Origin of the sequence: Paenibacillus sp. FSL E2-0190, from assembly GCF_037992965.1 — a bacterium.
In the GTDB taxonomy this organism is placed as follows: Bacteria; Bacillota; Bacilli; order Paenibacillales; family Paenibacillaceae; genus Paenibacillus_AQ; species Paenibacillus_AQ odorifer.
The window spans coordinates 2,409,660-2,422,454 of the sequence record NZ_CP150306.1 but is presented as its reverse complement, the minus strand read 5'-3'; the positions used below and the strand labels follow the sequence as shown (position 1 = coordinate 2,422,454).

The 12,795-nt window shown below is 45.2% G+C and carries 15 protein-coding genes; 4 read left to right on the top strand and 11 right to left on the bottom strand.

Annotated features, from left to right (window positions below; translation table 11 throughout):
- Positions 1-111: 111 nt before the first annotated feature.
- Positions 112-1,251, top strand: a complete 1,140-nt coding sequence (locus tag NST25_RS10275) for a class I SAM-dependent RNA methyltransferase (protein ID WP_036689227.1) — start codon at positions 112-114, stop codon at positions 1,249-1,251.
- 205 nt (positions 1,252-1,456) lie between these two features.
- Positions 1,457-3,496, top strand: a complete 2,040-nt coding sequence (locus tag NST25_RS10270; protein WP_340393923.1) for an LTA synthase family protein — start codon at positions 1,457-1,459, stop codon at positions 3,494-3,496.
- A gap of 585 nt (positions 3,497-4,081) precedes the next feature.
- Here NST25_RS10270 and NST25_RS10265 read toward each other — a convergent pair.
- From NST25_RS10265 to NST25_RS10225, 9 genes are all read right to left on the bottom strand, one after another.
- Entirely contained in the window at positions 4,082-4,321 is a 240-nt protein-coding gene (locus NST25_RS10265; protein WP_036689224.1) for a DUF1450 domain-containing protein, read from the bottom strand.
- A gap of 41 nt (positions 4,322-4,362) precedes the next feature.
- Positions 4,363-4,665, bottom strand: coding sequence for a heme biosynthesis protein HemY (locus NST25_RS10260; protein ID WP_036689223.1), 303 nt, complete (start codon positions 4,663-4,665; stop codon positions 4,363-4,365).
- A 121-nt stretch (positions 4,666-4,786) separates the two neighbouring features.
- Positions 4,787-5,041: a hypothetical protein gene (locus NST25_RS10255; protein WP_076125091.1), complete on the bottom strand. Its 255-nt coding sequence runs from the start codon at positions 5,039-5,041 to the stop codon at positions 4,787-4,789.
- Positions 5,042-5,151: 110 nt separating this feature from the next.
- Positions 5,152-6,360 (bottom strand): M14 family metallopeptidase, encoded by a 1,209-nt coding sequence (locus NST25_RS10250; RefSeq protein ID WP_076125089.1) that lies wholly within the window; start codon positions 6,358-6,360, stop codon positions 5,152-5,154.
- A 306-nt stretch (positions 6,361-6,666) separates the two neighbouring features.
- The gene (gene racE, locus NST25_RS10245) at positions 6,667-7,473 is read right to left on the bottom strand and encodes a glutamate racemase (protein WP_036689641.1); all 807 of its coding nucleotides are present in this window, start codon (positions 7,471-7,473) and stop codon (positions 6,667-6,669) included.
- A 255-nt stretch (positions 7,474-7,728) separates the two neighbouring features.
- Positions 7,729-8,208, bottom strand: coding sequence for a YtxH domain-containing protein (locus NST25_RS10240; protein ID WP_076280974.1), 480 nt, complete (start codon positions 8,206-8,208; stop codon positions 7,729-7,731).
- 100 nt (positions 8,209-8,308) lie between these two features.
- A complete protein-coding gene (locus NST25_RS10235; RefSeq protein ID WP_076184345.1) occupies positions 8,309-8,974 on the bottom strand; it encodes a metalloregulator ArsR/SmtB family transcription factor in 666 nt (221 codons plus the stop codon).
- Between the two features lie 58 nt (positions 8,975-9,032).
- Positions 9,033-9,473 (bottom strand): HepT-like ribonuclease domain-containing protein, encoded by a 441-nt coding sequence (locus NST25_RS10230; RefSeq protein WP_076125085.1) that lies wholly within the window; start codon positions 9,471-9,473, stop codon positions 9,033-9,035.
- A gap of 207 nt (positions 9,474-9,680) precedes the next feature.
- Positions 9,681-9,968 (bottom strand): Dabb family protein, encoded by a 288-nt coding sequence (locus NST25_RS10225; RefSeq protein ID WP_036689213.1) that lies wholly within the window; start codon positions 9,966-9,968, stop codon positions 9,681-9,683.
- A 164-nt stretch (positions 9,969-10,132) separates the two neighbouring features.
- On the opposite strand from NST25_RS10225, the gene NST25_RS10220 reads away from it, so the two are divergent.
- Together NST25_RS10220 and NST25_RS10215 are read left to right on the top strand one after the other, a co-directional pair.
- The gene (locus NST25_RS10220; RefSeq protein WP_036679391.1) at positions 10,133-10,717 is read left to right on the top strand and encodes a helix-turn-helix transcriptional regulator; all 585 of its coding nucleotides are present in this window, start codon (positions 10,133-10,135) and stop codon (positions 10,715-10,717) included.
- Between the two features lie 151 nt (positions 10,718-10,868).
- A complete protein-coding gene (locus tag NST25_RS10215) occupies positions 10,869-11,672 on the top strand; it encodes an MBL fold metallo-hydrolase (RefSeq protein WP_076125083.1) in 804 nt (267 codons plus the stop codon).
- A 112-nt stretch (positions 11,673-11,784) separates the two neighbouring features.
- On the opposite strand, the gene NST25_RS10210 is transcribed toward NST25_RS10215, so the two are convergent.
- Positions 11,785-12,420: a class I SAM-dependent methyltransferase gene (locus tag NST25_RS10210; protein WP_076125081.1), complete on the bottom strand. Its 636-nt coding sequence runs from the start codon at positions 12,418-12,420 to the stop codon at positions 11,785-11,787.
- A gap of 3 nt (positions 12,421-12,423) precedes the next feature.
- A complete protein-coding gene (locus NST25_RS10205; protein WP_076125079.1) occupies positions 12,424-12,789 on the bottom strand; it encodes a hypothetical protein in 366 nt (121 codons plus the stop codon).
- Positions 12,790-12,795: the final 6 nt, after the last annotated feature.

Sequence of the window (12,795 nt, the reverse complement as noted above, 5' to 3'; positions counted from 1 at the left end):
GTCCCACATTCCCCTATACTTGTATGGATGCTTTAAAGGACGACAATGTCGTCTCTTCTTATTGTACTGGCTTTTAGTATTTATCTACAAGTTAAACGGAGTTGAGAGTATTTGAGCAAATTACAATTAATCGCTACTGCCCCTATGGGTTTAGAAGCTGTGGTAGCGCGCGAATTAAACGAACTGGGTTATGAGACCAAGGTCGAGAACGGACGAGTATTATTCAGCGGTGATTACATCGATATCTGTCGCTGTAACTTGTGGCTGCGTACATCTGACCGCGTATTGGTTAAAATGGGCCAATTCCCTGCTAAAACCTTTGACGAGTTATTCGAAGGGGTTAAAGCCTTGCCTTGGGAAGATTGGATTCCAGAGAATGGAGAATTCCCGGTTGAAGGACGGTCCCATAAATCACAACTAACGAGTGTACCCGCTTGCCAAGGGATTGTCAAAAAAGCCATCGTCGAGAAGCTGAAGCTTTCGTATCATACAGACTGGTTCCCGGAGAACGGTCCTCGATATGTGATCGAGGTGATTTTATTAAATGATATCGCTTTGATCACATTAGATACCACAGGACCCGCGCTTCACAAACGGGGTTACCGCAGACATGCAACAGAGGCTCCGCTGAAGGAAACAATGGCTGCTGCACTAATCCAGCTTAGCCGCTGGAATGGCCATCGGCCGCTGTTCGATCCATGTTGTGGTTCGGGAACACTGTTAATTGAAGCTGCCATGATCGCTTGGAATATTGCTCCAGGACTACGCCGCTCATTTCCATCTGAACATTGGCCAGTCATTCCGAAACATCTTTGGGAAGAGGCTCGTGAAGAAGCTTTTGATGCTGTGCGCGACGATTACCCTTTGCAATTAACGGGTACGGACATCGATCCAGAAGCAATTGAAATTGCTGAAGCCGCCGCCAAGAGTGCTGGACTGTCCGGAGAAATTACCTTCAAAGTGATGGCTGCCGCCAAAGCAAGACCTGAAGGAGAATATGGTTGTATCATTACTAACCCTCCATATGGGGAACGGATCAGTAATGATAAAGAAGTGGAGAAGCTGACCCGCCAGTTTGGTGAAATGATGATATATCTGCCAACATGGTCATTTTTTGCGATCAGCCCTTACAAGGAATTCGAACAATTTTACGGTCGTAAGGCAGACAAACGCCGCAAACTGTATAACGGACGTATCGAGTGTCAATATTATCAATACTTGGGTCCACTTCCACCTAGAAATCCGAAATAATTAGGATCACCATTGTTTTGAATGCAGAACGGACATCTACTTCGTATGAGGAGGATGTCCGTTTTTCTCCGAGTATAAGACTGTTTTAGTTTAGCGCCTATAACTTTTCGCTCATATATTTCTATGAGAAACGTTTATCATCTGAAAAAGACAACAACATTGTTTATTCTGGTTTTATTTATTTTCTGTGTTAGGAGGTTTTATAATGTCTGACTTTCCATCAATTCGGAGCAACAGAACCGTAACAAGTACAATAGCTGCTGTGATTCGCTCCCGATATATCGGTTATCTCCTTTTTCTTGGCATCATGCTGGCCAAGTTATTATTTCTGCATAGTGGGCTGCATGCTCCCAATATAGATATGAACCGGCAGGACAAATGGATTGCTGTAGGTTCAGTCATGTTATTGTCTTTTTGGACCCTGTGGCTTCCCCGCCGGGGACAGACGATAGCGTTGTTAAGTATAAACTTGCTTCTGACACTGCTTATTTATTCGGATATCGTCTACTATCGTTATTTTCAGGATTTTATCACGGTACCCGTATTGTTTCAGGCTGGACAGATGGATGCGCTTGGTGGAAGTATCTTCGCCCTACTGCGTCCTTCCGATCTTTATTTGTTCGCTGACTGGCTTCTGCTTATTGCCTATGGAATCGGAATAGGGTTCTACCACCGGAAAACCCATACATACTTGTCTAATGCCGCCCCTCGCCGTTATGGGCAATCTCACTCTTATTCTCAAAACGGTTATTCCCGCCGCTCTTCACGCCTGAGCAGGATGCTAAAAAGAAGCGTGAATGGCATCGTTGCTCTGGCGCTAGGTTGCGCGCTGACCTTTGGCCCTATCCACACCTATGCTACTACCTGGGCTAAAGATCTATTCACTGGCAACTGGTGGAGTCTGGCGATGTATAACGTAACCGGACTAATCGGTTTTCACGGTTATGATATTTACTTATATGCTAAAGATCATCTAGGTCCGCAGCCCGAGCTTTCGCAAGAAGAAGCCACCTCAATGCAGCTCTGGTTCAATAAACAAAACACTGAGCAAAATGCCAATAATGACAGCTTTGGAAAATACAGCGGAAGCAACATCGTTGTTATTCAAGCTGAAGCTTTTATGAACTTTGTAGTTGGACGCTCAATATCCGGCCAGGAGATCACGCCTAATCTGAACGCTCTAATCAAAGAAAACACCTATTTCAGCAATTACTACCATCAGACCTCACAAGGCCGAACTTCCGATGCGGATTTCACGTCCAACGCTTCCCTGTACCCGCTGGTCTCCGGCTCGGTATTTGTCCGTTACCCGGATCATCAGTTTGACACGCTGCCTGCTATTTTGAAATCAAAGGGCTACAGTACCAATGCTTTTCATGCGTACGAAGGCAGCTTCTGGAATCGGCAGATTATGTATAACGCGATGGGTTATGACCATTTTTATAACAAAAAAGACTATACAATAGACGAACCTCTAGGCTGGTCTCTGGGTGACAAATCCTTTTTGCGGCAATCCCTCGATATTATGAACACTTCAGAAACGATACAGCAGCCTTTTTATTCATTTTTGACTACACTATCCAGCCATCATCCTTATTCTCTCCCTGCAGATAAACAAGGGCTTGATACTGGAGAGTTCAAGGGCACGATCTTCGGAGATTATTTGCAGGCTGTTCACTATACGGATGAAGCTTTAGGGGAAATGGTCAAAGAGATGAAGCAGCGTGGGCTGTGGGATAATACCATTGTTGCTTTCTATGGAGATCATGATAATTCGATCCAGGAGACCTCTTATTACGAACAATTTCTCGGCAAAAGCCTTAACGCACTCGATATGCAGCAAATATTGCATCAGGTTCCCTTGCTCATTCATCTGCCAGGCTATAACGCCTCTGTCCTTGATTCAGCTCCAGCTGGTCAATTGGATCTTACACCTTCCTTGCTCCATTTGCTGGGGATCTCACGTGATCCTTATTATCTCATGGGTAATAATCTGTTTAGCGGGCATGAGCGTCTTGTAACGCTGCGATCCGGCGCCTATGCCGATGCAAAGCTGTCTTATCTCCCCAGCGAAAATGGGCAATTTGCCAGCGGAACCTGTTATAGTCTCGAAAGCCGCGAAGCCGTTGACGTAGGGGAGTGCAGTATCGGGTATGAGACCAGCAAGCTCCGGCTACAGATCTCCGACGATATCATGAAATATGATGGAATCAAGAAGCTCAAGAACACACAATCTGCACCTTAAGCTTACATCCGGGTAAACGAAGAGACTGTCCAAAAAACTATCGAAAAGGGCTGCTGCGATATCCTCTCTATGTTGGACATTTACCACTTGATCGCTGTTGGAAGCACGTTTGGTTTTCCGACTTGGATCCGCGAAGTATCTCACTAACGGACACAGCTGACCCTAAACGCAGCATTATCCGAGATTTGGAATGCTAACGGACTTCAGAGCAGCTATTAGCCTAGAAAACGCCGATATGAGCCTCTTTTTAGGGAATAGCGTCACTGGGGTCCGAAATCTTGCTTTAAAGGCTAAAAACAGGCAAATAACGTCATCTGAGTCCGTAACACCTGTGGGATGAGGAGATGATGGGATGGTGGATGATGGGATGGTGGGCTCGATGAGACGGTGAGATGGTGGGACGATGAGATGATGAGACAAAGAAATGATGGGATGATGGGCACGATTGAAGTAAGCCGTCAATGGCCAGAAAACGCAGAGCAGCGATCCTCCAAATAACAGGAGAATCGCTGCTCTGTTTACTTTTACTTATTCTGAGAATGAAGAGGGATCGACCCTATTATCTTAGTTGATAAGAACTCAGTATTATTTCTGAACGGAGGGCTGTTTGATAAAAGCTTCCGCTTTCTTCAACACTTCATCCTCCGTTGGAGCACTCACATAACGACCATTCACATAAACAAAAGCCCGTTTGCCACATGGACCGCAGTACGACTTGCAGCCGACCTTGATCTCGGCATCAGGTGCCATTTTTTGCAGCTTTGGGATAATACTTTTCAACTTCATGAAATTACATTCATCGCACACTTGTATTTCGTTAGCCATGGAGCAACCCTTCTTTGTGTTCGAAATTTACAGGCGAGTGTTTAGTGATCGCCGTGATTACCTTTAGAGGGATTCGTAATGACAAAACCTTCTTGTGGAAGATACAAATAATCAACGACCACGCCATCAAGGAGTGGTTGGCTCGGATCAAGAATAACATCGATTTCCTTATCTGTCGATACTACAACATCGTTCTCTTTAGGCGTGTCCAAGTCCAGTCCGTAGTGAGCATGATCACCGTGTGCATGTGTAATTGCTACGCGCAGCTTCAACTCACTGTTTCCTTCCAGCTCCATTTGTTTCTTTATCACTTTAGCCGCATTACGGGTAATTTTGACCTTCATCTATATTCCATCTCCTAGTCCGAAAATTAAATACTCAATTACTTATTTTAAAGGTAAATGACATCTAAAAGCAACTATATTGGCTAATTAGCTCTGAAGTTCTTGTCGAAAATGTGCGGTGCTATCCTTCACCCTGCTGAAGGGTAGGATATTTCCGGCCCATTCGTGACACGAACCAGCCCATTAGCAGCATGGTCACTCCAATATCATCGATCGGAATAAATGGCATGAAGTCCGGCAAGACCCAATAGAGCAGTACTGGAATTGTAAATAACAGCTTGTCCCCCATTGCTACTTTAGGGGAGCGGATGTATTGCCAGGAGCTACTGAAGATATGGGACCATTGTTTTAGTGACAGTATTTTTTTCAGTTTCATGGTGACCCTCCTCCCAAGTAAAAAGGATACAGCCGCGGATAACGTGTAGTGACGACAGCGGCCATACCCTATGGTTTATTTTACGCAAGTTTACTGCAAATGTTTCATAATTATTTCACATTGGAAAGGAGCGTTGCTAATATAAGTCCTGTTTCCAGGGTCATATCTTCAAAATCTGCTAGTGGCAGCGGATTTTTGCCAATCCCAAGCTCCACAGTAAATCCAGGTTTGCGGAAGGTCTGAATAAACCAATCCTTATATCCGGCATCACTTCCCGTCAGCTCCACTGCCCGGTAACTGCTCGCAACTGCCAGCTGCGCGGCTAATTCACGGCTCTCGGGAGGCTCATACCCCCGGTAGTTCCAATAAATCTCTCCTCCTTGGCTATGCAGAGACACTGCAGCTTCGCCAGGCGCTTCCTCAGCCAGGGCTGCCAGAGCAGCTGCTTCAGGCTCACTCAGCGGTTCAGGGCCGCTGTAATCCCGCGGTGAGGGCTGCCTTACTCCCCGACGTTCCCGCTCCTCTTCCCAATGAGCGGGAAATTGATCCCCAAGATCCACACCGCGGATGTTAGCTTTCCAATGCCGGAAGCTGCTTCGTCCACCATTCCATCTCATGAGGTCATCATAAAACGGATGGTCAGGCAAAACCCCTTCCTGAACCAGCTCCACACCATCTGGATTAGCCATAGGCACGACCCATAATGTCCAGTTTTGGAACCAAACCTCAGGGTTATGTCCATTCCATTCCAAGCCTTCAGCATAAGCTGCTGCATACTCCTCTATGAAGGACATCAAGCATGGCGAAGTCAGCCATTCATTGGCATGCAAAGCGGCGTTAACATGCAGATGACGAGTGCCGTTCCCGATCTTGAGTACATGGAGTGGCTTGCCGAGTACGCTCGTGCCTATTGTGGCTGCTTGTATAAACGGGTATTGGACAAGCAAGCTGTCAATGTCACTCTCAACATCAGCCGGACCGTACTCCCCGCGCAGAAACACCACGCGGTCTGGAATCGGGGGTGGAATGACAAGTATTTTTCCAGGTGTACAGCAGCGCCCTGAGGTCACACCAGGATTAAGCTTCTCCAAATCCTCTAAATTCACATTAAATAATGAGGTTATCCGTTCTGGAGTGTCCCCTTCCTGCACAGCATACCTTTTACGCGGCGAAGATGGCAGAAATAAAACCTGGCCTGGGTATAAATAAGACTGCCTCCCAACCCATGGATTACCTTGAATAACATGCTCAGGAGTTAATCCATGTAGAGCGGCAATTCGGCTTACGGTATCTCCCCTGTTTGCAATATATTGTCGCATTAGGTCTCATCCTCTCGGCCTTAAATTGCTGATACAGCAATACAAAAACAGCGGCATACAGCACTTAACTCTATTGTATGCAAGCGCCACTACCCGGCATGAAGGAGAAATGAATCACAAGAAAAAACAACGTCATCGCCCTTTATAGATGGCAACCATTTCTCATGAAAATAAGGATATTACAGATCCGCAGCGTATAAATGCTTATATTTCAAAAAAACAGACTGGGAAATGTGCTTTCCCAGTCTGTTTTTCTTTTTACACTCCCATGGAGTTTGTCCCTATTCAATTCAACATTGCTCCTGCTTATAACGTGGATACTTGCCACACTACTGGAGTACGTCTAATTTGTTCTCCAAGCCAGTCTCGCGCGATGCTTTGAAACATCTCAGCATCACCGCTGCAGAAGAACTGATGAATTGGACTTTCATCGCCGATGGACAGCTTGCCTTTGTCATATAAAATTGTGCTGATCTCACGAGCGGTCTCATCTGCAGAACTGATCAGCTTGACTCCTGATCCCATAGTCTCACCAATGGGTTCTACAAGAAATGGATAATGAGTGCATCCTAAAATTAAAGTATCGATGTTAGTGTCTTTAATGCCTTCGAGTGCCTCTTCTACGATATCGTAACTTTTCTCTGAGCGGAACTTGCCTTGCTCGACAAGTGGGACAAGCGCTGGACAGGCTTGACTTACAACCTCAACAAAAGGGGACAACTGCTTTAATGCGTTAGTATAAGCTCCGCTGTTGATGGTTCCTACCGTACCGATCACGCCGACATGTCCGCTTTTGGTTGCGCTAATTGCTGCGCGGGCTCCGGGATGAATCACCCCAATTACAGGGATGGAGACCTTGGCTGAGATATAATCGAGTGCCGCAGCTGTTGCGGTATTACAAGCGATAACGATCATTTTAGGATTAAACTGGATCAAATAATCTACAATTTGTTCAGTAAACAGTTGTACTTCCTCGGTCGAACGGGGTCCGTACGGAGCTCGGGCAGTATCTCCGAAATAAATGATCTTCTCCCGCGGGAGTTGCCTCATCACTTCTTTGACAACTGTTAACCCTCCCACACCTGAGTCTAATATTGCTATAGCTTGCTGCACGAACACACCGCTTCCTTCTACTTGTTTTGTGTAGCTTATGTAAGGTGAAAACAAAATGTACCTGGCTTTCAGCCCCAATTGCAGATATTACTCCTTTTGCCCTCTTAGTTCAAGACTAGTCTTCTTCCATCATTTAACAAGCGGGGGCAAACTAATTAAAAAAGCCACCCTCCGCCCAATGCGAAGAAGCGGCTCTATTATAAGAGAATGAGTACTCTTTTACCACTGAAACAGAGGATTTAAACCACGGTCCCATTATAGAATTTCTTTATCAACCTTGTCATCTTGAACGACTTCTTCCAGGCTAACTTCTTCGCTTACATCTTCACTTATAGTGGCCTCAACCAACTGAGTTACCACTTCCAAAGTGGCAGCAGCCTCTTCAACAGCTTCTACAGCGTCAACTGCTTCTACAGCATCTTCTGTAGCAATACCGCTTACAGTTACTGTGATTTTTTCTTCTTCATCAACAGCATTCGCACATGATTTGCTCCATTCCCGAACTTCATGCACTACATGCCCAATCGAATCTTTTGCTTTGTCATAAATCTCAATGCTCTTGTCTCCGGCTTGAACGGCAATTTCTTGAACCTTCTCAATACCAGCGGCAGTTCCTTCCGCAATATCCTTGCGCAGCTCTTTACCTGGTTTAGGTGCGAACAGCAATGCTGTCACCGATCCAACCACACTGCCGACTAAAGCGCCCCATAATAAGCCTTTGGTGTCCTTTTTCATCGTTTCATCTCTCCTTTAAATTCATTGCTCCCCGCTCTACCGGGCTAATGCCTATATCTGCTATATCATAAGCAGCAGGGGATTGTCTTGTGACTAATTATTATAACTTTTCAGAAGTTTTGTCTGTAACATTTTTGGGTACGATAGCGTAGCGGCAGCAATGGCCGCCCTCTGCCATACATTCATTACGTGTGACCTTAGCATCCAGCAATTCTTCGAAAAGACTATGCTCACATTGGCAAGCCTTACGATACTGGGTAGCCACTTGGCGAATCGGGCAATTGTACTCCTTTATGACATATGAGCCATCCTCTTCGCGGTTCCATTCTGCCATATATCCACCGGCATTTTGGATGGAAGATAATTCGGCGACGCGTTCTTCCAAATTCCGCCGTTCCATCATCGGAGCATACTGAGCGAGCATCCGGCGGCGGCGTCCTTCAAATAATGTATTAACAGCATCCAGTCCACTGCCGTAATCCAATTCACGCAGAAGCTCCAAAGCCAAGTTGTGATAACTTTTTGGGAAATATTCTTCGGCTCTCTCCGTTAATGAGTACATATGTAAAGGCCGCCCCATCGCTTGCCGGACCACTTTTGTCTTTGCAAGCCCTTCTTGCTCCAGCTGAAGCACATGACGACGGACACCCATCTCTGTAATTCCCAATTCTTCTGCCAGCGCGCCGATGGTCAGTGTTCCTTTCGTCTTCAGGAGCGTCATAATCATTTGTCTTGTCGATCCGTTTTCCTGCCCCATCTTCATCATAAAGGAACCCCTCTCTTTCACGGCTATCGCCTATTCTATGTGATTCTATCCTATGCTATTATAGCGGTACGCTGGCTCCAAGCTCCTGGTCCAAATATTTCCGTACCTCAACGGCAAACTGCTCAAGTACTTCCGAAAGAATGGGGGTAAGTGGATGCAGATCACCTCTCTCCCAGGCATAATAATCCTGAACGAGTGGCTTACGCAGAGCAACTAATTCTATCAATCTCTCATAAATCACACTTTGACCTAGCACTTTCTCTTCATGAATAATAGAAATTATATCCTCATAACTTCCAGCATCACGCATAATAAACCCGTCAATGAGACAGCTACCAACGTCTGTTACAACCTCTATTGCCAGATGGAGGCAGCGTTCCTGTATTAGTCCAGTTAATGTTGTACCATCCCAGGAAGCTGCTACAGTCCGAAGACCAGCGGTAATATCAGGGATTTGAGCAAGAATGGTTTCGATTTGATTGCGGTTGACATAATACACAGCAATACCCCCATGTCGATAATTGTTAGAGAATCGTCCTAATCTCTACTTACCGCGTTTGCCACGGCGTTTCAGCCAGAAGAACATTACGAAACATGCTCCGAGAAAAACGACTAAATAAGTTAACGCTTCCATTGGATACTCAAGCTCACGCATTCCTGTCACCGCTTCCGGTATAAAATGATGATACTATATTCAAGCAGCTGCTTAAATTTCGTAATCTACAGCAATCGAGAGCTCTTTGACTTCATTAATGTGAGCAATAACTTCTTTATGCGCCGGATGAACCTGATACGCCTGTAAATCCTCTAGAGAAGCCACTTCTGTGACTAGAGCAATATCAAAGGAACGATCGGAATGAATGATGTCAGCACCCACCTCGATGGAGAGAAGCTGCGGGATCTTACCTTCCATATTACGCAGTACCGCTACCGTTGCCGCTACGCTTTCTTCGGACCGATCTTTTAATTTGAAAAACACAATATGTTTGATCATTCTATATCGCTCCCTAATGTAATATTGTAATTAGATATTAAAAATATATCATAAGCGTAGCTGTTCTGAAAGAAACTTAAACGGTGTTGTCAGAAATAGCAGCATTAACCATTGCCGATATACCAGAAAGTGTTGTAGTATATTTTTAAAAAATCGGAGGAATTATGCCTAATAACCAACAAGAAACTCATAATATCCAGGCGTGGTCTCTGATCAATCGCAAATACCTTGGACAAGGCGTTCGAGTCAAAAGATTTCGCCGTCCAAAGCGCAGCCAGATTAGAAACCGTGTGCTGCTTGCTGTATTGATGGCTAAGGATATCAAGCTGTCACGACTCGCAGAAGAGCTTGGTATATCCTCACGCAGTGTAAGCGCTTGGGTATACGAAGGTCGTATCCCTTCCAACAATAACATTGACAAGACCTGCCGCCTATTGGGGTACCCACCCCACATTCTGTTCAATGAAGCGTTGATTCGTCAAAGCCCCATTGTATGTCAGCCTACACCTTCACGTTTTATGAAAAGAAGTATTACCAGTTCACCGCGCAGCAATGTTATCCTGACCGGACTTTGTATGGTTTACGATTTCTCAGTAACGGATGTAAGTATCTGGATAGGCGTCCATCCTGGAACATTTCGAAAATGGCTCCACAACAGCCATCTGCCGACCCCTGCTCTGCAGGAAAAAGCCGAGGCTTTCTTTCGGATTCCACGCCATATTCTATTTGCAGACTGCGGAACGCTCTAATACAATCCTCTCACAAAACACGTCTAACACAGCCCTTCTTCAAGAAATCATGAGAAGGGTTATTTGCCATACCTTTTTTTCTTAAAAAGAGGTCATACTACTGTGTGTAAATATATTGTGTAGTACTAAAGAACGGGTCAGGAGGCGCAAGATGAAACTTAACGGAATTCTGTCAAAGGGCTATACCGATACTTGGAAAGTGGCCCCTGGTGTCATTGGACTTCGCACTATGTTTGTAAATGTCGCATTAATTGGCCAACCCTCTTCGGATTGGGTTCTTGTAGATACTGGTCTTAGCTCATATACAGGCAATATTATTGATTTTGCTACGGAGCATTATGATAAACCTCCGGTGGCAATTATCCTGACGCATGGGCATTTTGACCATATTGGGGGTGTAAAAAGGCTTGTTGAGGAATGGAATGTGCCTGTATATGCTCATCCGCTAGAACTACCTTTTCTGACAGGTAAAGAAGACTACCCTCCAGCCGATCCGGCCGTAGGCGGCGGGCTTATGAGCATGATTTCCCCTTTATTTTCACATCATGGCATTGACCTTGGTTCAGCCGTTCATCCCTTGCCGGAAGACAGGACTGTTCCTGGTGCGAAGGGCTGGGAATGGATCCATACCCCTGGACATAGTCCCGGACATATCTCCCTGTTCAGGCCTGAGGATAGAGTTCTGATCGCTGGTGATACGTTCCTTACGGTCAAACAGGAATCCGTATTTGCAGTGGCTACGCAGCATCAGGTGGTGCATGGCCCACCCTCTTATTTCACGACAGACTGGGAAGCTGCTGAGAAATCGGTCCGTACCCTTGCCTTGCTGAATCCACATCTTGTTCTTTCGGGACATGGAGTACCCATGGAAGGTGAGGAGCTGTCTACTCAGCTTGCTCATTTGTGCAAAAATTTCAAAGAAATGGCGCTACCGGGTCAAGGTAAATTTGTGTAAAAAAGGTACTCCTGATCAGCGCACAGAGGTCTAGGGAAAAAGTCCCTATAATTCATTTGATATAGCCGATTCTACGGATATTCAACGAAATTATAGGGAGTTCCTCCCTAAATTACTTGCTTAGTGCAGATTTACGTGCGACGATATATCTCAGTATGTATTGATGTTTTTTTCCAAGCGGCCCACATAAAGTCTCCACACATGAGCCGGTCGTAATTATTTTCGTACCTGCAAAATGTTGTCTTAAATCTTCTTCACTAAAAAAATGGGCGTATTTTCCCTCTTTGTATTCGTAGGTTCCCGGTTCCAAAAGTGTTCCACAGCCGTTGTTCGCATCCTCATCGGAAAAACTGGTAAAATAGAGCAAGCCATCCGGCCGCAGCTGTTCCAGACAATTAGCTACGAGCCTGCGGCGATCCTCTTCGAGAAATAAATGCAATACGTCATAGCAGTAGACAGCATCAACCTGTACTTCAGAAATAGGATCTAATACGGAACCTGAGATAAAATGGCTCTTGGGATCCCATTCTGCCGCCATCTTTAACGCGTCCTCGCTCAACTCAATGCCTAAGGTCTTAAACTCATCTGAGAACACCTTCGTATTTCTTCCGTATCCCGCACCCGGGACTAAAACTGATTTCACGTTATGTTGCCGGAATATATCCCTTGCTGCCTGAGCTGTAGGACTAGGTTCACTCCCCCAGATCATTCCTTCCTGAGCAAATCTTCGACTCCAGTATTCGGACATAGATTAGACCTTCTTTTTAAATTTATTCGCTAATTTCATCGCAAGGAACTGAGGGATCAGGTTTAGCATACTAAAAAATATAAACGATCCTGTAGGTCCAAGTGGTTTGAAAAACGTCCCGTCCCAACCGCCTTCCCCTGACAAGTTGCTAATAAAATAATAAGAGACAAATGCAGAAGCGATATTCCCAATGACTATAGCAATTATATTATTAGACCATTTTCCCAAAAAAGCTATTAGTGATGTTATGACGATCATCATTAAATAACCAACCATTGAACCATTATTGAAATCTTTATCCATCGCGAAATATACAAATGGAAAACAGTACACAATAATGATCAGGAGATTCAATCCTAATTTTCTCACCGCATC